This window comes from Nocardia sp. NPDC057272, assembly GCF_042668615.1.
Classification (GTDB): Bacteria; Actinomycetota; Actinomycetes; order Mycobacteriales; family Mycobacteriaceae; genus Nocardia.
In genome coordinates, this window is the sequence record NZ_JBHUYK010000025.1 from 69,501 (window position 1) to 91,227 (window position 21,727).

Below are 21,727 nucleotides of genomic sequence, written 5' to 3' on the forward strand. Positions count from 1 at the left end.
GGCGCGGCGGGATGGCTGTGAGGCGCGGGCACGCCGTCCGGCGTACAGCGCTGATCGCGGCAGCCGGGCTGGTATTCGCCGGGGTGACAACACAATCGGCGGCCTTCGCCGATCCGGGGTGTCTGCCGGTGGGTACGGTCGGCACCCCGGAGGTGAGCGTCGACGAATCCGATGCCGGGTTCGCGGCATTCGCCCCGGCAACGGTCGCGCTGCCCGAGCAGGTGTATTTCCGCACCACCACCGAGTCGTTCAACCGCCGCTGGTCCTTCGCCACCCGCGACGGTCAGGTGTACGCGAAAGCGGCTGCCGCCCTCGGTGGTTGGCGCATGATCGCGCTGCCGGGCTGCCTGGCGGGCACGATCGCCGGTGTCTCGGCCGACGACGACGAAGTGATGATGATCGACCGGGACGGCCGGTTCGTCACGATGGATCACGCACTCAGCGCTCCCGCGGACTGGAACTGGAGCAGCCGCTACGGCACCCCGCTGTGGACCGGACCCGGCAATACGCTGCCGCCGGGCGCGCTGACCTGGTCGTGGTCGGTGCTGTCACCCAACGAGGACCACGTGTGGACAGATACCGCGGGCAACGAACACCCCGTCGGCGGGGCGAAGGTGTCGCACGTCTTCGCGCTCACCCACGGCGGTCAGCGGATCCAGTACGTCGACCCGTGGCTGCCGGTGGACCACAGCTACGAGATGAGCACTCCGCTCGGTGGGCGGTTCCAGGCTGTCGCGTTGTCCACGAGCGCGTCGACCTCGCTGGTCGTCAACCGGTACGGCGACTTCTACACGCGCCTCTACGATTTCGACATCTCCGGCGCGGACAAGGTCTTCTTCCGCTACTCCTACGAGGACCAGCGCGGCCTGCCCGAAGCGCCGGACATGCTGTCCGAGCGCGTCGATCCTCGCTACGCCGCCATCCAGCTGCCCGCACCCGACTGGGCCGCACAGCCGAAGGTGCCCGGTGAGATCACCGACCGCATCTCCGTCCACCGGACCGGGCCCGGCTCGGCGGCGCGAGAGCTGCGCGTCGAAGGACGCGACGGTGGCCGGACCGGATTCTGGCGCAAGATGCTCACCGATGCGTCGTGGACCTTCGTCGTCACCGATCAGCCGCTGTCCGGTGCGGTGCTGGAGAACTCGCCGGTGAACCGCGCTCACGAGACGCTCGGTCCGGTGTCCGAGTACGGCTACCAGGGCGTTTCGGCCCAGGGGTGGACCGCACGCATCCAGTCCTTCGACCCGGCCGTCTCCGCCACACCGCTGCGGATCGAATTCGGTGACGGAAGCGGGCTCGACGTCGTGCTGCACACCGTCGACGGCTTGCGGCAGACACCGCAGCAGCCCGGAATCACCGCCCAGCCACGGTTCTTCGACGGGACCATCGAAGTGCCGCAGGGACTTCTCGCCTCGGTGGACGCGCAGCCGAGCACCGTACGCGATTTCCTGCGGAACACGCTGGGTGGCAAGCGGTTCACCGACACCTCGGTCGATGTCACCGACGCGCGGTTGCACCTGGCCCTGTCGGACCTCACGCTGAATCGACGCTGACCGGTGCGACCGGGATGGGTTCAGCTCACCTCCCGCTGACGGGGTTGGACGCGGTGCAACAGGACCTGCTCGAGCAGTGCGACCAGGACATCGCGCACGGAGTCACGGTCGCGGGCATCGCAGTCCAGCACCGGGATCCAGTCGTCGAGGCCGAGCGCTTCACGGACTTCACCGAGATCGAAGCGGGTCGCGTCGGCGAAGCGGTTCACCACCACGACGAAGGGCGTGTGGTGTTCCTCGAAGTAGTCCAGGACGGGGTAGCAGTCCTCGACGCGGCCGGTGTCGACGACGATCACCGCGCCGAGGGCACCGTCGACCAGGTCGTCCCAGAGGAACACGAATCGGTCCTGGCCGGGGGTGCCGAAGAGGTAGAGGATCAGCGACTTGTCGAGGGTGATCCGGCCGAAGTCCAGAGCCACTGTGGTCGCGGTCTTTTCGGCGCGGCGACCGGGATCGTCGACACCGATGGAGACCTCGGTCATCGACGCTTCGGTGACCAGTGGCTCGATTTCGGAGATGGCGCCGATGAAGGTGGTCTTGCCGACGCCGAAGCCGCCGCTGACCACGATCTTCACCGACGACGGCATGGCTGGTGCCTCAAAGTGCGCGGACAAGGTCGCGGATCCTCTCGATGGCGGCGGTCGACAGTTCCGGCGCGTCACGGACGGTCACATGCCCCGCCGCCGCCAGATCGCTGACGATCACCTTGGCGATGCCGATCGGAACCCGCAGGGCGGCACCGATTTCGGCGATGGAGTGCGGCGTCAGGCACAGCTGCACCACGGTGCGTTCTTCGAACCGCAGCGGCGCCGACAGTGCGGACGGCGGTGCCTGGACGAGGGTTTCGATGCGCAGGCCGTCCAGCACCGGGACGGTGCGGCCCGCGGTGACCACGAACGGGCGAACGAAGCGGTCGTCGACATCGTCGTGGTCGGTGGGGGTCACCGGCACCGACGGGACGAGACCACGCCACCCCGCCGGCTGGTTCATCGGGATCATGCGCGGGTCGGGCAGCCGCGGGAGATCGAAATCTCTCATCTGCGCAACGACTCTCGCAATTCGCTGATCAGCAGCGGGTCCAGCAGTGATCCGGCGCGTTCGGCGAGGATCGCCATCTCGTAGCCGACCAGACCGACATCACAGCCGCCGTCGGCGATCACGCCGAGGCAGCTGCCGTCGCCCAGCGCCGACACCAGCAGGAAGCCGCGCTTCATCTCGATCATGATCAATTTGAGGCCATCGAAATCGTAACTGCGCGAGGCACTCCGGGCGAGGCTGGACAGGCCCGACACCATCGCGGCGAGCCGGTCGGCGCCGGTGCGGTCGAGTCCGTCCGACATCGCGATCAGCAGCCCGTCGGAGGAGACGGCGACGGTGTCGCGCACGCCGTCGGTATTGCGGACGAAGTTGCCGAGCAGCCAGTTGAAGGTGTGTGGATCGGCGGTCGGTAGGTGGGTGGTCACCGGGTCTCCTGGGGTCTTGTCCGATCGGTCAGCGGGTGGGATCGAGTGGAGGGGAAGAGGATTCGGTCTCGCCGCCGCGTTCGTGGCCGGTGCGGAACGAGGAGAGCATGCTGCGTGTCTGGTCGGGGGTCCGTTCGACAACCGGAGGCCGGTCCGGACTGCCGGCCGGATCGCGGCGGGGTCGCTCGGGCGCACCGGTGATCTTGGCGCGCTTGCTGCGTTTGACCAGGCCGTTGCGGGTGCGTTCGACGGCGGGTGCGCCGATGGACTCCACGGCGGGCAGTTCACGCGGTGGCGGTACCGCCGAGCCGTTGTGTCCCCGGGCCGCCCGCTCCGAGCGGTCCGGGGCTACCACGCCGTAGTGGTCCTCAGTCGACGTGCCGTTGCGGACCGCACCGTTGCGCGGGTGCGCGGAATCGGTTGAACTGCTGAGGAACTGTGCGTATACGGAGCCGGTGGACGAATGGTTCGCCGAGGCCGGACCACTGCCGTTGGCGCTGCTGCCGGCTCCCGATTCCGGATTGCGGCTGTGCCGCGACCGCCCGTTGGTGCCGGTCGTCGACGCCGAGCCACCGCGGATGCCGTGCGACATATCGCCGAGGAACCCGACCGGTCGATCATCGCTGTGGTCCGCACCCGGCGCGTCGGCCGGGATCGCGTGGTGCCCCGGTGTCGCCGAACCGGTCGTGGCCCCAGTGCGCGCAGGGGCCACCGCGTGACCCACTGCGACGGAGGTGGCAGTGCGCTCCAGCGTTGCGGGTTCGGCCAGATCCTGACGTGCGGGGCCTCGGGCGGCGCCCTCTCGCGGATCCGCTGTCTGCCCGGTCTTTCCGTCGGCGAGCAGCGACGGCGGGAGGAGCAGGCGGGCGACGATGCCGCTGACCGGTGACGTGTTCAGTTCCACGTCGATGCCGAGGCGCCCCGCCAGCCGACCGACCACGTAGTGGCCCAGGTAGCGGGTGGAGGCGACGATGAAGTCCTGCTCGCCGCGCAGCCGGGCATTGGCTTCGGCGAGTTGCTCGGCGGGCATGCCGACGCCGTGATCGACGACGGCGAGCAGGTAGCCGCCCGCGACCTTGCGGCCGTACACCTCGACCTCGAGATCGGGCGGCGAGAAGGCCAGCCCGTTCTCGATGAGTTCGGCCAGGATATGCGCCAGTTCGCTCACGACGGCGCCGGTCACCGCGATGTCGTCGATCCGGCGCAGCACCACCCGCCGGTAGTCGTCGACCTCGGACAGCCCGGCCCGGATCACGTCGGTGAGCGCGATCGGCTCGGCCCATCGACGCGGACTCGCCTCGCCGACCAGCACCAGCAGACTTTCGGCGTTGCGCCGCATGCGGGTGGCCAGGTGGTCGAGTTCGAACAGGTTCGACAGTGCCTTCGGGTCGAGCTCCTCGCGTTCGAACTCGCTGATCAAACCCAGCTGACGGCGCACCAGGTTCTGATTGCGGCGGGCCAGATTCGCCATCGATTCGGTGGTGTTGCGCCGCACCAGCGCCTGCTCGGAGGCGAGGTCGAACGCGGTGGTCTGCACGCGATCCAACGCACCCGCGACAGCGGCGATCTCGACGCTTGCGCCGGGAGGTGTGCGCACGGGGGCGGGCGGATCGGGTTGGGCGTCGGCGGCACTGTGCCAGGCCGCGATCACCTCGGGTAGTCGGGCGGAGGCGACGTCGTCGGCTTCGGTGGCCAGCTGGGCCAAGGGGCGGACGATGGCCCTGATGCTGGCGAAGACGAGCGCGAACTCGGCGGCGATCGCCAACAGCGCGGCCAGGGCGAAGGCGGCCAGCATCAGCGCGGCGTCGCGGCGCAGTGTCTCGGCCCGCGCGCCCACGTCGTCGCCGATGACCTGCTGGACCCTGCGTTGCTCGTCGATGACCGCGGTCATCTGCGTCCACCACACGGCCGGGTCGACCTGCTGAACCAGCGGTCCCGACGTCGAGGCGATCGCGATGTTCTCCGATTCGGTTGCCCGCGTGGCGTTCTCGCTTGCCAGGACCGCGTCCAGACGGGCCTGCTGGGCGGGTGTCGCGTCGTGGCCGAAGGCGGTGAGCGCGGCATTGCGGGCAGCGCGGATGTCGAGGAACTGCACGTACTCCCCCGGCGCGAATTCCCCCGCGGCGAAAACGCCGTTGAGGAAACCGCGTTCACGGGCCGCGAATTCCTTCGCGTCACCGAGCGCGTAGAGCGCTTGCAGGCCGTGCCGGACGGCCGGGTCACGCGCCTGGTCGAGACCCAGCGAGAGGCGGTTCAGCGCGTCGATGCCGTCGGTGTAGAACTGGAACGCGGCCTGCCGGGTGACATTGCGATTGTCGACCTGGGAGCGGATCGCGGGCAGACCCGCCAGATGCCCCAGCGCCGAGCGCACCTCCCCCGCACCGGGCGGGTTCCCCACGACGGCGTTCACCAGGGCATGCAGGGCGGCGTCGGTGCCCGTGCGCTGGTCGGTGACGGGTTGGCGCAGGCGCTGATCACCGCCGAGCAGACCGTTGCTCAGACCGCGCTCGCGCTGGACCTGCTGCACGAGGTCCTGCGCGGCCAGCGCGACCGCCACCGCGTCCACGGTCTCCCCGCTGCGGCGGTAGGCGCTGACCTGTGTCGACATGGTCAGCCCGAGCAGTGCGAGCACCAGCACCAGCGACACCACCAGGATCCGGGCGAGCTGGCCGGAGATGGTGCGCGGCCGGATCAGCCCGGCGCCGGCCCGCTGCCCTCGAGCGCCGCCGTCCGATCGGGTTCCGGTCGGGTTCGGCCGGGAACGTGCACGCACACCTACTCCTTGGCAATGCCACCGCAACGTCGGTCACGGTGGCTCACGGAAAGTCAGGTGCAAACTTGCACTCCGCGCAGTGCGCGGTCAATTCGGAACGGTGTAAAGCAGCAATTCGTGCACTGATCTAAACATGCCGGAAATCCAGCGGGCTTTGTGTAGCCGAATGCTCACAGCCGCACCGGCGGCGAGTTGGTCGGCCGGTTCACTGCCGGATACATACAGGTCACCAGAGAGCGTGACACACAGCACATTTGATGCGACCGATCAGAAGCCGCAATTCGAATGCTCGACATCACTACCGGTTGCGACGATGTCACGCAAATCGAGAAGCGAAGTCGTATCGATCAATTCGCGTTACCGAACGGCATTCGCGAGAATTACTCGCCGCCGAGAATTCCCAGCACCTGATCGGAGTAGAAGAACGGCTCGAGCCGTTCCCTGATCAGCCCGGCCAGCACACCGTTGCGCTTGGCGGCCTCGATGACAGCCGGCCCGTAGCGCAGGATCTCGGCACTGATGTCGTCGGCATCGAGGCCGAGTTCGGGCAGCATCGCCGAGAGCGTGTGGTCGCTGTACCTGGCATAGAACACCTCGACGCACTCGCGCACGAGCAGGCCGAAGTACTCCTTCTCCCTGGTCGTCACCGCGATCTCGTAGCAGATCTGGACCAGCTCGTTGAGGTCCTTCTGGGTGAGGTATTCGCGCAGGCCCGCGACGGGTTCGTCGGCGTGCAGGTCCCAGAACTCCATCGCCGCCGAGTGCACGGGCGCGTCGCGCAGCATGTCGCGGATGGCGTTGTTGGTGCGCTTGAGCGCGAACAGCGCGCCCTTGCCCGCGAGGTCACCGACGAAGGTGCTGTCGGCGGCGACCTTCTTGGCCCGGTTGGCAGCGGACTGACCCAGCGACATCAGCGAGGAGACGCCCGGAATCTTCTCGGCGCGCTCGCGATTGGCCTGTACGAAATCGCCGATCAGCTTGTCGACGAAACGCGAGGCGACCGTGGCGACGAGCGGGCTCTCGGTGAGCCGGTCCAGGATCCGCTCCTGGGCCTGGTGCATGCCGAAGATCTTCTCCAGCAGCGCTTCCACCGGTTCGCGGTCGACCACGTCGCCGAGGGTGTATTCGGTGTTCGAGGCGATGTGGTCGTAGATGGCGTCGGAGAAGATGCCGACGGTATCGGCGATCACGGGGCTGCCGCCGATGCGGTCGAACACGGTGGCCACCGTCTGCTCGCCCTGTTCCAGGGAGACCACGTCACCGAACCTGATCGTCTCGCCGACGGCCAGCACGGCCGCCACGTCGCGGGCGATCACCTCGGCGAACCGTTCACCGGTCACCTCGGCGAGCAGGAATTCCACCTGCGCATCGAGCAGTCGGTCGGCGATCTGGCGCGCCTGCGTCATCTGTGTGTCCACCCATCACGGTCGTTGCTGGAGGGGAGGACGCGTGGCTACTTCTCGCCGGAATCGTTGCCCTGCACCGATTTCCGGATCTGATCCAGCCGCTCACGCGCGGCTTTCTCCCGCGCCTCCCATTGCTCGTCGACGCTGCGACCCGCGGGAGTCTGCCGGTCGAGCTCGTCCATTCCCTGCGCGGTGCCGAAACGCTGCTCGACCTTATCCCGAACCGAGTCGAATGTCGGCACTCCGGAAGTGGAATATCCGCCGGTGGCGGTGGGTGCGCCGGCCACCGGTAGCCCGGACGGTACCGGCGGTACCGGCATCGCGCCTCCGACCTGCCCGGATGCGACGGGCACCACATCCGCGTCGATGACGTTCGTGTCCAGAGTCACAGGTGATCCGGTTTCGGCATGACCGATCTCAGCCTGGGCCAGTGCGGCGGCGACCGCGCCGAGCCCGGGGCGTCCGGCGACCGCGGCGCGCAGCACCGACACCAGCTCGTCGTCGGGCAGCGCAGCCAGGCGGCCGAGGAGTTCGCTCGTTTCGCTCATACCGCCAGGCTACGCAGAATCAGCGACCCCCGGCGACGACCGGCCGGCGGCGTTATCGAGCCGCCCAGTCGGCGATGATCTTCGGCCACTGGGCGCCGAGCGTGTCGATCACATCGTTGTGACCCGCGCCGGGGACCACGATCAGCTGTTTCGGTTCCCGTGCCGCCGCGTACAGGCGTTCGGCGTGGCGCAGCGGGAGGAGTTCGTCGCGGTCACCGTGCATCATCAGGACCGGGACGCGCAGGTTCGCGATGTGCCGCAGGCTCGGATAGGCGTTCGGGATCAGCGGCGCGGGCAGGAACGGGTAGACCGAGCGGGCGGCGGCGCGCATGCCGCTGAACGTCGACATGAGGATCATGCCCGCGGGCGGATACTCGCCCGCCAGTTCGAGCAATACCCCGCCACCGAGGGATTTGCCCAGGTAGTAGACCCGATCGCGGTCGACTTCGGGTTGATCGAGCAGGGCCTGGCGGGCGGCTCTGGCGTCGAGGTAGGTGCCCTGTTCGCTCGGCGTGCCCGTGCTGTGGCCGAAGCCGCGGTAGTCGAAGGCGAGCACGTCGAAGCCGGCGTCGACCAGCAGCGCGATGATCGAGACGCGGTCGCCGATGGTGCCCGCGTTGCCGTGCGCGTAGAGGATGTGACCGCGGGGGCGCTCGGCCCGCACGAACCAGCCGTGCACATCGACACCGTCGGCGGTGCGCATGGTCAGATCGCGATAGTCCAGGCCGAGCGCCGCCGGGGTCTGGGCGAGGTGCTTGTCGGGGTGGTAGACCAGCGCGTTGAGCACGCGCGTCGCGGGATGCCGGATCATTTGCCGCGGCCCGCCTGGAAGCCGAAGTCCCAGTTGTACAGGCGGGCGATCTCCACGACACCGCCGCCCGGTTGACCGGCGGGCGGGCGGACGAAGCTGCCCTCGCGGCGCACCACGAACTCGCCGTCGACATTCTCCAGCGCGAACAGCACCGCGTCGCGGGAGTTGTCGGTGCAGCCGTCGAGCGTCATCTCGATGGGCGCGGAATTCACCGTGTTCAGGGTGACGGTGGCGTGCACATTACGGAAATCGCTGGCGCCGTCGTAGATCGAGGCGAACACGAGGATGCGGCGGATGAACTGGGTGCAGTCGAGATTGACCGACAGGTTCTCGCCGGTGATGCTGGCGCCGGTGCGGTCGTCCTGATCGAGGTGGATGAACGGCGGCTCGTAGAGGGCGCCGAAGCGGCGGTCGAGGGCGCGCACGGAACCGATCGCGCCGTTGACCAATTCGAAGAAACAGCACAGGTCGAGGTCGATGTTCTTGCCGCGGAGTTTCCCGAAGAGGCGGCCGGTGGCGGCCATCGAGGTCCAATTGAGGTTCACGCGCATGACGCCGCCGGTGGCGCCGTGTTTCGTCAGGGAGACCGACGGGGCCTCCTTGGTGAGCGACACCTTGGCGAGGTCGACCGGTGGTGGTGGCGGGGCGAACTGGGGGTTCTGCTGGGGTGGGATGCCTGGCTGGTTCGGCGGCGGCGCGTACTGCGGCTGCTGCTGATTCGGCGGGAACGCGGGGGTCGGCGGGCTGGGCGGCGGGGTGTGGGGCCGGTTCGGCTGCGGCGCGGGGATGAAGGGCTGTGTCGGTGGGGCGTACGACTGTTGCGGAGCCGGCCGGCCCGAAGCGAACGGCTGCGGGGGTGCGGGCGGTGCGACGGGAGGCGCGGGGGCGTCGTCGACGGAGATGCCGAAATCGGTAGCGAGCCCGGCCAATCCGCTGTCATACCCCTGGCCGACCGCACGGAACTTCCACGCACCCTGGCGGCGGTACAGCTCGCCGAGCACGAACGCGGTTTCCGTGGTCGCCCCGCTGCTGTCGAACCGCGCGACCTCGGCGCCGTTCGCGGTGTCGATCACCCGGATGTAGAGCCCGTGGAACTGCCCGAAGGTCCCCCCGTCGGCGGACGCGGCGAGCACGATCGTCTCGATCTGCGGCTCGACCTGCCCGAGATTCACCGAGAGCGCGTCGACCACGGTGTGCCCCTGCTGTTTTCCTTCGTGCCGCACCGCCCCCGAGGGGTGCACGGCCTGGTTGTAGAACACGAAGTCGTCATCGGAGCGCACTTTCGCCCCGGCGAGCAACAGCGCGGACGCATCGGCATCGGGCACACCCTGCCCCGACTGCCAACCCAATTCGACCCGGACCGCGGAGGCAGGCACCGCGACATTGGCACCTTTCATCATCGACACCCGTCCAACCTATCCCGCCCCTCCTCCGCCCCCAACCGGTCGCCCCTGCTCCCCGCCCGCCGCCGCCGAATTCCGGGGACGTGCCGCCCAGGTGGAATCACTGCGGCGACACGACGAAGGCCGCCCGGCACAACCGGACGGCCTTCGGGTATCGGTGCGGATCAGCCGCGCAGTTCTGCGCCGACCGCGGTGGTGGCCGAGGCGACGGCGGCGTCGCGGGCGGCGCTGGCCTCGTCTTCGGTGAGGGTGCGGTCGGGCGCGCGGAAACGCAGGGCGTAGGTGAGGGATTTACGGCCCTCACCGGCTTGGGTGCCTTCGTAGACGTCGAACAGGGCGATGCTCTCGAGCAGGTCGCCGCCGCCGGTGCGGAGCGCGGTTTCCACCTGCGCGGCCGGGACAATCTTCTCGACACTGATCGATACGTCCTGCAGGACCGCCGGGAACGCCGAGATCGTGGGCGCGGGCAGGGATTCGCTCAGCGGCAGGGCGTCGAGGTCCACTTCCAGCGCGCAGGTGCGCGGCGGCAGACCAGCGCGCTCCAGGACGGCGGGGTGGAGTTCGCCCGCGTGACCGACGACCACACCGTCGACGAGCAGTTCCGCGCAGCGACCGGGGTGCCACGGGAGGTAGGCCGCGGCCCGTCGTTCGATGACGACACCCGCCGCGTCGGCGATATCGTCGACCAGCGCGAAGGCGTCGGCGGCCTCGGCCGGACGGCCCGGCCCCCACGGCCCGCGCGGGTCGTGCTTACCGCTGAGCACCGCGGCGATGTGCACCGGCTGGGCGGGCAGCGATGCTTTGAGCTCGGCGATCTGTTCGTCGGTGGGACGACGGTCCACCGGCAGCGCCTCGACCGAGCGGGTCTGCGCGCCGGGCTGCACCACCTGGGCGATGCCGTAGATGGTCAGGTCGCGCGCACCGCGAGAGATGTTGCGGGCGGCCACTTCCAGCAGACCCGGCAGCAACGTGGTCGCCAGTTCGGGGCGGTCGCTGTCCAGGGGGTTGAGGACGCGGGTGGTATTGCGGCGCGGGTCGTCGGCGTCGAGCCCCCACACCTCGAACACGCCACCGGGCAGGAAGGCGGGCGGCGGCACCTCGACGGCACCGGCGAAGGCCAGCGCCCGGCTCACCGCACGACGACGCCGCTGCTGCGCGGTCAGACCGCGACCGCCGGGCGCGGTCGGCAGCACGGACGGAATCTGCTCGAGGCCCTCCAGCCGCAGGACCTCTTCGACCAGGTCAGCGGGCTGCGAGAGATCGGGGCGCCAGCTCGGCGGGGTCACCAGCAGCTGGGTCTTGCCCGCGTCGTTGACCTCGATCTCGACGCCCGCGCCGATCTGGGCCAGCCTGCGCACGGAGGTGCCCGCCGGGTAGGTGACGCCGGCGACGCGGTCGGGCAGGTCGATGTCCATCGCGATCGGCGCGACCGGCTCCAGGGGCACCCGGATGTCGGTGAGCGCGGATTCGATGGTGCCGCCGGTGATGTCGGCGAGCAGGGTCGCGGCGCGGTCGAGCGCGGCGATGTTGATCTCGGGATCGACGACCCGTTCGTAGCGCTTGCCCGCCTCCGAGGAGAGCTTGTGCCGGCGCGAGGTCCGGTACACCCGCAGCGGATTCCAGACGGCGGCTTCCAGGACCACATCGGTGGTCTCGGCGCCGACCTCGGTGCTCGCACCGCCCATGACACCGGCGAGGGAGATGACGCCGGAATCATCGGCGATCACCACGTCCTCGGCGTCGAGGGTGCGCTCGGTGTCGTCGAGGGTGCGCAGGGTCTCGCCCTTGTGCGCCGAGCGAACCACCAGGCCGCCGTGCAGCTTCGCGGCGTCGAAGGCGTGCAGCGGCTGACCGAGTTCGAGCATCACGTAGTTGGTGACGTCGACAGCCGGGGAGATCGGCCGCATACCCGACAGCATCAGCCTGCGCTGCAACCACAGCGGGCTCACCGCGTTCGGGTTCATCCCGGTGACGCGGCGCACGCCGAAGCGGGTGCAATCCGCATCGTCTTCCAGGCGAACGGGCCAGGCCTGGTCGTCGGCCTCCGGCAGCGTACGCACGGCGGGATCGGCGTATTCGAGGTCGAACCCGCAGGCCAGCTCGCGGGCCAGGCCGCGCACCGAGAAGCAGTAGCCACGATCGGGGGTGATGTTGAGTTCGATGATCGTGTCATCGGTGCCGAGCAGCACGTTCGCGTCGTCGCCCGGCTGCGCAGAACCGGGCTCGAGCACCAGGATGCCGTCGTGATCCTTACCGATGCCGAGTTCGGCGACCGAGCAGATCATGCCGTTGGAGGTGTGACCGTAGGTCTTGCGCGAGGAGATCTTGAACCCGCCGGGCAGCTCGCCACCGGGCAGCACGACGACAACGAGGTCGCCGACCGCGAAATTGCGCGCGCCACAGACGATTTCCTGCAACTCGGGGTTGCCGACGTCGACCTTGCAGAAGCGGATCGGCTTCTTGAACTCGGTCAGTTCGGTGATCTCGGCGACGCGGCCGACGACCAGCGGCTTGTCGATGTCACCGCCGATGGGCTCGAGCTTGTCGACCTCTTCGACTTCCAGACCCACCCGGACGAAGCCCGCGTCGAGCTCTTCCGCCGACACCGACCACTCGGGGGTGGTGCGCTGCAGGATCTCGGTCAGCCAGGACTGTGCTACTCGCACTTGACGTTTCGCTCTCTCTCTAAGACCGGATACCGAAGGGCAGGGTGAACCGCACGTCACCCTCGACGATGTCGCGCATGTCGGCGATGGTGGTCTGGAACTGCAGGGTGCGCTCCATGCCCATGCCGAACGCGAACCCGGAATACACCTCGGGATCGATGCCGCTGGCGATCAGGACCTTCGGGTTGACCATGCCGCAGCCGCCCCACTCGATCCAGCCCGCGCCGCCCTTCTTGTTCGGGAACCACACGTCGACCTCGGCCGACGGCTCGGTGAAGGGGAAGTAGTTGGGGCGCATGCGAGTACGGGTCTCGGGGCCGAACATGGCCTGGGCGAACGCGTCGAGGACACCGCGCAGGTGCGCCATGGTCAGGCCCCTGTCGATCGCCAAACCCTCCACCTGCGAGAACACCGGAGTGTGGGTGGCGTCGAGCTCGTCGGTGCGGAAGGTGCGACCGGGGCACGCGACATAGATCGGCACCTCGCGCTCCAGCATGGACCGCACCTGCACCGGGGAGGTGTGCGTGCGCAGCACCTGGCGCGAACCCTCCGGGGCGATGTGGAAGGTGTCCTGCATGGTGCGCGCCGGGTGGTCGGGCAGGAAGTTCAGCGCGTCGAAGTTGAAGTGCTCGGTCTCCACCTCGGGACCCTCGGCGACCTCCCAGCCCATGCCGACGAAGAAGTCGGCGATCTGCTCGGAGATGACGGTGATCGGGTGCCGGGCGCCCACGGGCTGACGACGGGCGGGCAGCGTGACGTCGATCTTCTCGGAGATGAGCACGGCCTGATCGCGCTCCGCCAAGAGCGCGGCACGGCGCGCCTCGAACGCGTCCGATACCCGCTTGCGCGCGACGTTGACCCGCTTACCGGCCTCGGCCTTCTCCTCCTTGGGCACACTGCCCAGCCCACGCTGGGCGAGCGCGATCGGCGATTTACCGCCGATGAAGTCGGTCTTGGCGACCGCCAGCGCATCCAGGTCAGCCGCCGCGGCAAACGCCTTCTCGGCCTCCGCCGCCGCTGCCGCGAGTGCCTCCTCGGTCAAAGAGGCGTTTTGCTCGACTCCACTGTTGTCGTCGGCCACGATCTTCTCGACTCTCCCCTGGGGATCGGTTCGCGGGCGCGTCATTGCCATCCCGCATCGGTGCTGCGTAAATCCTATGGGATGGGGTTGACGCGATTCATCCGGATTACTCGCGACGCGATCAGCGCAGGTCGGCGGGGTCTCGAGGTGGACTGATCAGCGCACTCGAGGGCGCGGATCCACGGCGCAGGTCGCGCGAATTCTCCTACCCGGTTCCGGCGCGCCGGTCACGACCGTCACCCACACAGCCCTCGTATGGGATCCCGCAATCGCGGACTGACCGATCTGGTCGGGGGTCGTGGCGCGGCTACTCGTCGTATCGGGGCAGGCAGGAAGTGTCGAGGGACAACCCCAGGGGATCGAGGAGGCTGATCGGGTCGCCGTATATGCCTTCGATCAGTTCGGCGTAGCCGCCTGCGGCGGGACCGGCGAACAATGCCCAGCGGCCGACGCGAGGGTCGATGACGAGTAGGGCGCGCACGCCCGCCGCGGCGTACCAGCCGTTCTTGCCGTTGATCTGCGCCGCCCGCTCCGACTTCGCGATCACCTCGACGGCGAGTTCGACATCGAGGGGGTAGGCGAGCCAGTCATCGTCGGTGTCCCAGGTGTCAGGGAGGACGACCAAGTCGGGCGGCGTCGGGTGTTGTGCGCGAAATCGGCTGTTTCTCAGGGCAATCGGAAAGCAGTCCGAATTCGAGGGAACCGAATGGGATCGGGGCGCGTCCAAATGAGCAAACACACCAGCGTGTTCGACTCGAGAACAGGACGACTCGATGGCTGAACAGACCGGCGATCCGACGTCTCCGCGGGGGCGGCGTGCTCGACTCACCGCTCCGGGGAGCGGGCTTGCGTTGTGTGGCTTCGGGATTCGGCCCGTGGGGCGGCGTCCGTTCCCGCGTGTGGCGGGGTTGTGCGCGCACCGGCCAGAACAGCAGGCGGCGCCCGAGCAGGGCCAGCACCCGGACAGTGTCGGATGACGGGGCCGAACGGCCGTCGGGTCACGTCGGCCGGCGCACTGCCCTACGTTCGATTCCAGGCTGCGCAGCCCAATCGACACGGTCGACATCCGGGCGTATTCGGCCTGGTGAACGGGCTGTGGGCCGCAGGGCACCTGAGTGCCCGGGAGGTGCGGTTTCGCCGTGACGGCAACGACTGGTTCAGCGAGAATCTGACGAATCCGAGTGATGTCGACCCGGGGGTGTACGACCGCGCACGGCATCCGGGTGCCGCCTCGTGGTTCAAGGCGAGCGCGGTGTCGATGATCGAGCGGGTCGAGGGATACCTCGAGATCCTCGACGCGCACGGCGTCGGGTGGGAGCGGCTGGACTCCGCCGCACCGGGCACCATCATCTACGACGACGCCGAGCAGGTGGTTGTCGTGCCGTTCGGCGACAACCACCTGCTCAGGGAACCGATCAGCGGCTATTCCGCGGGCTGAGTGTGCCGGGGCAGGAACGCTGCCACCACCGCCGCGCAGGCGACCAGGGCGGCGCCGACCCACACCGCGGGGACCAGGCCGTCCACGTAGGCCTGGGGGTCGGTGTAAGAGCCGTGAGAGGCGAAGACCGAGGCCAGGACGGCGATGCCCATGGCGACGCCTACTTCGCGAACGGTGCTGCTGATGCCCGACGCCATGCCCTGGTCGGCGGGGGAAGCGCTGGCCATGACGATGGTGGACGAGGGCGCGAAGGTGAGGCCCATGCCGATACCGCCGAGGACGAACGGGGCGACGAAGGCGAGATAGGGGACGTCGGCGGTGGTGATCATCGCCATCCAGCCGAGCGAGACAGCCAGGCAGAGCTGGCCGATCGCGATGAGGGTGCGGGCGCCGACGCGGTCGACGATCAGGCCGGCCAGCGGTGCGACGACCATCGGGACCATCGTCCACGGCATCGTGCGGATGCCCGACTCCAGCGGTGAGTAGCCCTGGACCACCTGGAAGAACTGGGCGAGCAGGAAGATCGAGCCGAAGACGCCGGACGAGAACCCGAAGGACACGATGAAGCTCAGGCTCAGGCCGCGGGATTCGAACATGCGCAGCGGGAGCATCGGATCGGTGGCGTAGGTCTCCCAGACGACGAACGCGACGAGCAGCGCGACGCCGCCGATCAGCGCGGTGAGGACCTGCGGTGCGGTCCAGCCGTCATCGGCGCCGTGGATGACACCCCAGACCAGTGCCAGCACGCCGCCGGCCGAGAGCAGCACGCCCAGATAGTCGAGTTTCCGTGCGGCGCCCCGTGATTCGGACAGCATGCGGGCAGCGAAGGGCAGCGCCAGCAGCCCGATCGGGACGTTGAGCCAGAAGATCCACTGCCAGTTCAGGCCGTCGACCACCGCACCGCCGACGACCGGCCCGACCGCGACGCCCAGGCCGGCGATGCCGCCCCAGATGCCGATCGCGGCGCTGCGCATCTTCGCGGGTACCGCGGCGGCCAGCAAGGTGAGCGACAGCGGCATGACGGCCGCACCACCGACGCCCTGCACCGCACGGGCGGCGATGAGCATCCACGGCTCGGTGGCCAGCGCGCACGCCGCGGAAGCGACGACGAAGATGCCGATTCCGGCCAGGAAGACCCGGCGCCGGCCGATCCGGTCGCCCAGGGCCGACGCCGACAGCAGCAGCGCGGCGAAGGACAGCGTGTAGGCGTTGATGAACCATTGCAGGTCCGACAGCGACGCTCCCAGTTCGGTTTTGATCACCGGGAGGGCGTTCGTCACGACGAGGTTGTCCAGTGTGACCATGAACATCGGAATGCCGACGGCGGCGATCACCGCGCCGAGCGGCTTGTTCTTCGCCCCGGAGTTCGGTGGCGTCACGGCGGCGCGCGCGTCGCCGGATTCGAGTGTCTGCGTCATGCCAAACCCTTAGTTGTTATTGGCTGATAACTTCTCCGCTTATCGTTATGCATCGACTGATAACATGTCAAGAGGCATTCGAACGAGGAGGCAGTGACGCCCATGACGAGAACCCGGATGACCGCGTCCGAGCGCAGCGCCCAGGTGCTCGAAGCCGCGATCCATGCCTTTGCCGAAACCGGCTATGCCGCAACGAAAACCGACGAGATCGCCAGACTGGCGGGAGTGTCGCAGCCCTATGTGATCCGCCTGTTCGGAACCAAGCAGCAGCTGTTCATCGCCTGCCTGCTGGAGGTGTGCACGCGCATCGAGCAGGTGTTCCGTGACGCCGAGATCGCCCCCGACGCCGACACCGCGGAGGCATTGCGCGCCCTCGGACACGCATTCGATGTCTTCCTGGCCGAACGCGAACTCCCCCTCGTGCTGCTGCACGGCGCCGCCGCCAGCGCGGATCCGGCGATCGGCGACCACATGCGAGAGCGATTCGGGCGCATCTATCGCCTGATCGGCGAACTCACCGGCGCCGACACGCTGGAATCGCGCCGCTTCGTCGCCACCGGCATGCTGCTCACCATCATGACCGCGATGCAGGTCGCGGGCAGCGACGCGATCGCACTCCCCTGGGCCACCGAAATCCTCACCGACCTGCGCAGTGCCACCACCCCTTCGCGCTGAGACCGGTCAGCCCGCGAGCAGCACGGACCAGTTCTGCGCCTCGGCCCAGTCCCTGAACGAATGCCAGGCTATGTCGGGGTACGCACGACGAAGGCCATCGACATCGACGTCGAGGCCGACGGTGGCGAAGTAGTCGAACATGGCGGCCAGATCCTCGGAGTGGCCGCGAACGTAGTCGAGCGGGACTTCGCGGTGCGCGATCGGACGGTCGAGGGCGACAGCCAGGGCGGCGGCGAGTTGATCCGGGGTGAGTTCGTCGGCGGCGATGTCGAAGCGGCGACCCGCGAACTCGGCGCGGCGATCGAGGACGAGCGCGGCGAAGGCGCCGATGTCCTCGGCACAGATCAGCGTGAGCGGCCGATCGGCGGGCATCGGCCAGGCGAAGGTGCCGTCACGGAGGCCGTCGAGGGTCCAGCCGGTGGCGTAGTTGTCCATGAAGGCGGCGGGCGCGATGACGGTCCACGGGACACCGCTCGCCCGCAGCTGCTCCTCGATCGCGAATTTGCTGTCGTAGTGCGGGATTCCGGTGGCGCGGTCGGCATGCGCGGCGGAGGTGAAGACGATGTGGCCGACATGTGCGGCACCGGCGGCATCGACGAGGGTGACGCCGTGGCGGGTTTCGGCGGTGGTGTCGGTGCCGAACGGCGTGGTCACGGCGAAGAGGGAGTCGACACCGGCCAGGGCGACACCGAGGGAGCCACGGTCGTCGAAGTCGGCGTAGTGGATCTCGGCGCCGAGATCGCGCAACGCCACCGCGGCGGGGCTGTCGGGAAATCGGGTGAGCGCGCGGACGCGGTGACCCATGATGAGCAGGGCGCGAGCGGTGGCGCCGCCCTGCGCGCCGGTGGCACCGGCCACGGCGATGGTGAGCATGATGTTTCCTCCGGTATGATTTGCTGTGTGGCACATTAACTGTGCCACACAGCAATCTATCCGTTTTAACTGCGTCGCGCAGCTGATAAGGAGTGTGATCCGGATTACAGAGCAGAGTCGACGTGCCCGCTACGCGGAGTTGTCGCGCGTCTCACGGCAGTACATGGCCTCGTATGTCCTGTTCAATCAGGCTGTCGCCGACCATCTGGGCATGCACCCCACCGATCTGCAATGTCTGAGCCTGCTCACCGCGGAGCCGCAGCCACTCACCGTCAAACAGATCGCCGACATGACCGGACTCACCACCGGCTCCGCCACCCGATTGGTCGACCGGCTCGAACGCGACGGCTATGTGATGCGCGAACCCGACGCCGAGGACCGCCGCCGAGTGCTGGTCTCCCCTGTGCCCGATCGCGTCGCCCGCGTCACCGCCGTATGGGACGACCTCGGCGAGGGCTGGGAAGCGCTGCTCGACACCCATACCGAGGACGAGCTCGCGGCGATCACCGAACACATGCGCAAGGCCGAGCAGCTCAGCCACACCCAGATCGACTATCTCCGGGGCCGGGCCGCACCGGCGTGAGAACTACTTCGCGTGCTGGACGCGAGCGCTCGCGTAGAGGCAGATAGCCGCTGCCGCAGCCAGATTCAGGCTTTCGGCGCGGCCGTGAATGGGGATGCGGATGCGGTGATCGGCGCGGGCGGCGACGGCGGGGTCGAGGCCGTGGGCCTCGTTGCCGAACAGCCAGGCGACCGGTCCGCGCAGGATGTCGTCGGCGGCGTCGAGGTCGACTTCGCCGTGGGCGGCGGTCGCGAGGATCGTCACGCCCGCGGCGGAGATCGCGTCGAGAGTCGCGGTGATGTCGCGGCTGCGGGCCACGGGGACGTGGAAGAGGCTGCCCGCGCTGGCGCGCACGCATTTGCCGTTGTGCGGGTCGACGGTCTCGCCCGCCAGCACCACCCCGTCGGCGCCGACCGCATCGGCGACCCGGATCAGGGTGCCCGCGTTGCCGGGTTCGGCGATCTCCACGGGGACGGCGAGCATGCGCGGGCCACGATCGAGGATCTCACCTAGCGGCACGTCGACGAGTTCGCACACCGCGACCAAGCCAGGTGCCGTGACAGTTTCACCGAGATGTTCGGCGGCGCGATCGCTGACCAAGGTGGTGCGGACGCCGTCGGCGGTGGCACCGGCGATCAGCGCGTTCTCACGACCGGCGGCCGCGAGCGAATAGAAGATCTCCCGGACGCGGCCGGTCTCCAGAGCGGCGGACACCGCGTTGGCCCCCTCGGCGAGGAAAAGGCCGGATTTGCGGCGCTGGGCCGCGCGCTGGAGCTTGACAGCGGAAACGACCCGCGGATTGCGCTCGGAGAGCGCGTCCACGGGTCGTTCCGACAGATCGCTGTGTGTTGTCAAGCTCAGGCAGCGGTGGCCGGGGCGTTGACGTCGGCCGGCAGCGCGGCCTTGGCGACAGCCACCAGGCCGGCGAAGGCCTCGGCGTCGGAAACCGCGAGCTCGGCGAGGATCTTGCGGTCCACCTCGACGCCAGCGGCCTTGAGGCCCTGGATGAAGCGGTTGTAGGTGATGTCGTTCAGACGCGCGGCGGCGTTGATACGAGCAATCCACAGCTTGCGGAAGTCACCCTTGCGCGCCTTGCGGTCACGGTAGGCGTAGGTCAGCGAGTGGAGCTGCTGTTCCTTGGCCTTGCGGTACAGGCGCGAACGCTGGCCCCGGTAGCCCTTGGAGGCCTCGAGGATGGAACGGCGCTTCTTCTGAGCGTTGACGGCCCTTTTGACGCGTGCCACTTTGGTAGTCCTTGATCATCTGGGGGCGCGGCGGCGCCCGAATTCGGTAGTTGTCGGCGTCCGGTTATCCCGGCCGCGGAATCGTCGGGTTGCGACGGTCCGGCTGACCCGAAGGTCAGGCGAGACCGAGCAGCCGCTTCACGCGGGGGACGTCGACGGAAGCGACGGACTCCGTGCCTTCCAGACGACGAGTCCGGCGAGAGGACTTGTGCTCCAGGAGGTGGCGACGGTTCGCCTGCTCGCGAAGCAGCTTGCCCCGGCCGGTCACCTTGAATCGCTTCTTGGCGCCGCTGTGGGTCTTGTTCTTCGGCATGGATTCCTCTATCTAGTCGTTGAAATCGTTTACTGCGGGTCGGCCGGCGCAGCCTGCTCGGCAGGCGCGGCCTGCTCGACCGGTGCGGCCGGTTCGACCAGCGCGGCCGGGTCTGCACTCGCGGGACCGGTCGGCAGCGGCTGACGTGTCGCCGCCGGCGCCGAAGAGTCCTGCTGGGCCTTCACCCGCGTCTTCGCGCCCTTGTGGGGAGCGAGGACCATGGTCATGTTGCGGCCGTCCTGCTTGGCCGAGGTCTCGACGAACCCGAGATCGGCCACATCGGAGCCCAGACGCTGGAGCAACCGGAAGCCGAGTTCGGGACGCGACTGCTCACGACCGCGGAACATGATCGTGACCTTGACCTTGGACCCGGCTTCGAGGAAGCGAACCACGTTGCGCTTCTTGGTCTCGTAGTCGTGGTCGTCGATCTTCGGACGGAGCTTCTGCTCCTTGATCACGGTCTGGACCTGGTTCTTACGGGACTCGCGCGCCTTCTGCGCGGTCTCGTACTTGAACTTGCCGTAGTCCATGATCTTGCAGACCGGCGGACGGGCATCGGGTGCTACCTCGACGAGGTCGAGGTCGGCTTCGAGCGCGACGCGTAGTGCATCTTCAACACGCACGATCCCAACCTGTTCGCCGCCGGGTCCGATGAGACGAACCTCGGGAACACGGATGCGATCGTTGATGCGGGTCTCAGTGCTGATGGGGCCTCCTAGGTCAAGCGGTGTCGTCTTAACGACCGCACGCAATAACTGCAACCCCTGTTTCAACACGAAAGCCCCGCTGCGGTATTTCTCCGCCACGGGGCCCGATGTCGACCGATCGCCCACAGCCGACGCCCTCACAGGCTCGGTTGTCGACCCCCGCGTGCCAGGCACACGGGAAACCCACCACAATGAGCGGGTGACCGGGACCGCTTATCCGAACGATTGCTCGCCGGTAACGGTGGGAGTCGGGCTCCACTTATCTGCCCCACGGATGCATGACACATCCAGGGGCGGTCGTCAGCGAACAGCCTAGCATGGCGTTGGGCTATGACCGAATCGCACCTGGCCCGAGCATCCGGAATCAGGCTCGCTATAGCCTGATCAGCATGACTGACGAGCTCGATCCTCCTGTGCGCGACCTGGCCGACATCCCCGCTGTCGAGGTGATCAGCCGGGCCGCCGTGATGCTGATGAGTTCGGCCGCGGAGAAGCTGGGCCTGGCAGGCGAGAACCCGGATTCGGGCGCGGGCGTCGACCTCGACGAGGCGCGCCGGGTGATCACCGCACTGGCCGGACTGGTCACGGCATCGGTGGAGTACCTCGGCCCGCACGCGGGCCCGATCCGCGAGGGTTTGCAGGCGCTGCAGCGCGCGTTCCGCGAGGCATCCTCGGTACCGGACGCGCCGGGCACTGGGCCGGGCGAGAAGTACACCGGCCCGGTGCACTGACGGTCCGCACAACGAAAAGATCCGCCGGCGCAGTGCGTCGGCGGATCTTTTTCTGTGCTGCG

Annotated in this window: 22 protein-coding genes; 5 read left to right on the forward strand and 17 right to left on the reverse strand. The window is 68.4% G+C overall.

Annotation, left to right across the window (positions count from 1 at the left end; translation table 11 throughout):
- Positions 1-11 precede the first annotated feature (11 nt).
- Positions 12-1,553 (forward strand): hypothetical protein, encoded by a 1,542-nt coding sequence (locus ACFULV_RS27350; protein WP_378661492.1) that lies wholly within the window; start codon positions 12-14, stop codon positions 1,551-1,553.
- 20 nt (positions 1,554-1,573) lie between these two features.
- On the opposite strand, the gene ACFULV_RS27355 is transcribed toward ACFULV_RS27350, so the two are convergent.
- The 11 genes from ACFULV_RS27355 to ACFULV_RS27405 form a co-directional block, all read right to left on the reverse strand.
- Entirely contained in the window at positions 1,574-2,140 is a 567-nt protein-coding gene (locus ACFULV_RS27355) for an ATP/GTP-binding protein (RefSeq protein ID WP_378661551.1), read from the reverse strand.
- Between the two features lie 10 nt (positions 2,141-2,150).
- A complete protein-coding gene (locus tag ACFULV_RS27360; RefSeq protein WP_378661495.1) occupies positions 2,151-2,591 on the reverse strand; it encodes a DUF742 domain-containing protein in 441 nt (146 codons plus the stop codon).
- A complete protein-coding gene (locus ACFULV_RS27365) occupies positions 2,588-3,016 on the reverse strand; it encodes a roadblock/LC7 domain-containing protein (RefSeq protein WP_378637023.1) in 429 nt (142 codons plus the stop codon). Before ACFULV_RS27365 ends, ACFULV_RS27360 begins: the two co-directional genes overlap by 4 nt.
- Positions 3,017-3,044: 28 nt before the next feature.
- The gene (locus ACFULV_RS27370) at positions 3,045-5,789 is read right to left on the reverse strand and encodes a nitrate- and nitrite sensing domain-containing protein (RefSeq protein WP_378661497.1); all 2,745 of its coding nucleotides are present in this window, start codon (positions 5,787-5,789) and stop codon (positions 3,045-3,047) included.
- 380 nt (positions 5,790-6,169) lie between these two features.
- Positions 6,170-7,195, reverse strand: coding sequence for a hypothetical protein (locus ACFULV_RS27375; protein ID WP_378637028.1), 1,026 nt, complete (start codon positions 7,193-7,195; stop codon positions 6,170-6,172).
- A 47-nt stretch (positions 7,196-7,242) separates the two neighbouring features.
- Complete coding sequence (locus ACFULV_RS27380; RefSeq protein WP_378661500.1) at positions 7,243-7,743, reverse strand: PspA/IM30 family protein; 501 nt, start codon at positions 7,741-7,743, stop codon at positions 7,243-7,245.
- A gap of 52 nt (positions 7,744-7,795) precedes the next feature.
- A complete protein-coding gene (locus ACFULV_RS27385) occupies positions 7,796-8,554 on the reverse strand; it encodes an alpha/beta hydrolase (protein ID WP_378661503.1) in 759 nt (252 codons plus the stop codon).
- Complete coding sequence (locus ACFULV_RS27390; RefSeq protein WP_378661554.1) at positions 8,551-9,954, reverse strand: TerD family protein; 1,404 nt, start codon at positions 9,952-9,954, stop codon at positions 8,551-8,553. Before ACFULV_RS27390 ends, ACFULV_RS27385 begins: the two co-directional genes overlap by 4 nt.
- Positions 9,955-10,121: 167 nt before the next feature.
- Entirely contained in the window at positions 10,122-12,623 is a 2,502-nt protein-coding gene (gene pheT / locus ACFULV_RS27395; RefSeq protein WP_378661506.1) for a phenylalanine--tRNA ligase subunit beta, read from the reverse strand.
- A 19-nt stretch (positions 12,624-12,642) separates the two neighbouring features.
- Positions 12,643-13,704 (reverse strand): phenylalanine--tRNA ligase subunit alpha, encoded by a 1,062-nt coding sequence (pheS, locus tag ACFULV_RS27400; protein ID WP_378661557.1) that lies wholly within the window; start codon positions 13,702-13,704, stop codon positions 12,643-12,645.
- A 307-nt stretch (positions 13,705-14,011) separates the two neighbouring features.
- Positions 14,012-14,329 (reverse strand): Uma2 family endonuclease, encoded by a 318-nt coding sequence (locus tag ACFULV_RS27405; protein WP_378661509.1) that lies wholly within the window; start codon positions 14,327-14,329, stop codon positions 14,012-14,014.
- A 348-nt stretch (positions 14,330-14,677) separates the two neighbouring features.
- On the opposite strand from ACFULV_RS27405, the gene ACFULV_RS27410 reads away from it, so the two are divergent.
- Positions 14,678-15,142, forward strand: coding sequence for a hypothetical protein (locus ACFULV_RS27410; protein WP_378661512.1), 465 nt, complete (start codon positions 14,678-14,680; stop codon positions 15,140-15,142).
- Here the strand turns inward: ACFULV_RS27410 and ACFULV_RS27415 are convergent.
- A complete protein-coding gene (locus tag ACFULV_RS27415) occupies positions 15,127-16,560 on the reverse strand; it encodes a DHA2 family efflux MFS transporter permease subunit (protein WP_378661515.1) in 1,434 nt (477 codons plus the stop codon). The two genes, ACFULV_RS27410 and ACFULV_RS27415, sit on opposite strands and share 16 nt — an antisense overlap.
- Positions 16,561-16,662: 102 nt before the next feature.
- Here ACFULV_RS27415 and ACFULV_RS27420 point away from each other — a divergent pair, with 102 nt between their 5' ends.
- Positions 16,663-17,235 (forward strand): TetR/AcrR family transcriptional regulator, encoded by a 573-nt coding sequence (locus ACFULV_RS27420; RefSeq protein WP_378661517.1) that lies wholly within the window; start codon positions 16,663-16,665, stop codon positions 17,233-17,235.
- A 6-nt stretch (positions 17,236-17,241) separates the two neighbouring features.
- On the opposite strand, the gene ACFULV_RS27425 is transcribed toward ACFULV_RS27420, so the two are convergent.
- A complete protein-coding gene (locus ACFULV_RS27425) occupies positions 17,242-18,108 on the reverse strand; it encodes an NmrA/HSCARG family protein (RefSeq protein WP_378661519.1) in 867 nt (288 codons plus the stop codon).
- 94 nt (positions 18,109-18,202) lie between these two features.
- Here ACFULV_RS27425 and ACFULV_RS27430 point away from each other — a divergent pair, with 94 nt between their 5' ends.
- Positions 18,203-18,691, forward strand: a complete 489-nt coding sequence (locus ACFULV_RS27430) for a MarR family winged helix-turn-helix transcriptional regulator (RefSeq protein ID WP_378661521.1) — start codon at positions 18,203-18,205, stop codon at positions 18,689-18,691.
- A gap of 3 nt (positions 18,692-18,694) precedes the next feature.
- On the opposite strand, the gene ACFULV_RS27435 is transcribed toward ACFULV_RS27430, so the two are convergent.
- The 4 genes from ACFULV_RS27435 to infC form a co-directional block, all read right to left on the reverse strand.
- On the reverse strand, positions 18,695-19,492 hold the full coding sequence (locus tag ACFULV_RS27435; protein WP_378661524.1) for a TrmH family RNA methyltransferase: 798 nt from the start codon (positions 19,490-19,492) through the stop codon (positions 18,695-18,697).
- A 35-nt stretch (positions 19,493-19,527) separates the two neighbouring features.
- Positions 19,528-19,914: a 50S ribosomal protein L20 gene (rplT, locus tag ACFULV_RS27440; protein ID WP_019046423.1), complete on the reverse strand. Its 387-nt coding sequence runs from the start codon at positions 19,912-19,914 to the stop codon at positions 19,528-19,530.
- A 115-nt stretch (positions 19,915-20,029) separates the two neighbouring features.
- A complete protein-coding gene (gene rpmI / locus ACFULV_RS27445; RefSeq protein WP_056824456.1) occupies positions 20,030-20,227 on the reverse strand; it encodes a 50S ribosomal protein L35 in 198 nt (65 codons plus the stop codon).
- 29 nt (positions 20,228-20,256) lie between these two features.
- The gene (gene infC / locus ACFULV_RS27450; protein WP_378661560.1) at positions 20,257-20,988 is read right to left on the reverse strand and encodes a translation initiation factor IF-3; all 732 of its coding nucleotides are present in this window, start codon (positions 20,986-20,988) and stop codon (positions 20,257-20,259) included.
- Positions 20,989-21,323: 335 nt separating this feature from the next.
- Here infC and ACFULV_RS27455 point away from each other — a divergent pair, with 335 nt between their 5' ends.
- Positions 21,324-21,665 (forward strand): DUF1844 domain-containing protein, encoded by a 342-nt coding sequence (locus ACFULV_RS27455; protein WP_378637057.1) that lies wholly within the window; start codon positions 21,324-21,326, stop codon positions 21,663-21,665.
- Positions 21,666-21,727 lie beyond the last annotated feature (62 nt).

Excerpts from the sequence above, each read along its gene's own strand:
- ACFULV_RS27350 (WP_378661492.1), top strand. The coding sequence starts at position 12 with ATGGCTGTGAGGCGCGGGCACGCCGTCCGGCGTACAGCGCTGATCGCG.
- ACFULV_RS27355 (WP_378661551.1), bottom strand. The coding sequence starts at position 2,140 with ATGCCGTCGTCGGTGAAGATCGTGGTCAGCGGCGGCTTCGGCGTCGGC.
- ACFULV_RS27360 (WP_378661495.1), bottom strand. The coding sequence starts at position 2,591 with ATGAGAGATTTCGATCTCCCGCGGCTGCCCGACCCGCGCATGATCCCG.
- ACFULV_RS27375 (WP_378637028.1), bottom strand. The coding sequence starts at position 7,195 with ATGACGCAGGCGCGCCAGATCGCCGACCGACTGCTCGATGCGCAGGTG.
- ACFULV_RS27380 (WP_378661500.1), bottom strand. The coding sequence starts at position 7,743 with ATGAGCGAAACGAGCGAACTCCTCGGCCGCCTGGCTGCGCTGCCCGAC.
- ACFULV_RS27385 (WP_378661503.1), bottom strand. The coding sequence starts at position 8,554 with ATGATCCGGCATCCCGCGACGCGCGTGCTCAACGCGCTGGTCTACCAC.
- ACFULV_RS27390 (WP_378661554.1), bottom strand. The coding sequence starts at position 9,954 with ATGATGAAAGGTGCCAATGTCGCGGTGCCTGCCTCCGCGGTCCGGGTC.
- ACFULV_RS27410 (WP_378661512.1), top strand. The coding sequence starts at position 14,678 with ATGACGGGGCCGAACGGCCGTCGGGTCACGTCGGCCGGCGCACTGCCC.
- ACFULV_RS27415 (WP_378661515.1), bottom strand. The coding sequence starts at position 16,560 with ATGACGCAGACACTCGAATCCGGCGACGCGCGCGCCGCCGTGACGCCA.
- ACFULV_RS27420 (WP_378661517.1), top strand. The coding sequence starts at position 16,663 with ATGACGAGAACCCGGATGACCGCGTCCGAGCGCAGCGCCCAGGTGCTC.
- ACFULV_RS27425 (WP_378661519.1), bottom strand. The coding sequence starts at position 18,108 with ATGCTCACCATCGCCGTGGCCGGTGCCACCGGCGCGCAGGGCGGCGCC.
- rpmI (WP_056824456.1), bottom strand. The coding sequence starts at position 20,227 with ATGCCGAAGAACAAGACCCACAGCGGCGCCAAGAAGCGATTCAAGGTG.
- ACFULV_RS27455 (WP_378637057.1), top strand. The coding sequence starts at position 21,324 with ATGACTGACGAGCTCGATCCTCCTGTGCGCGACCTGGCCGACATCCCC.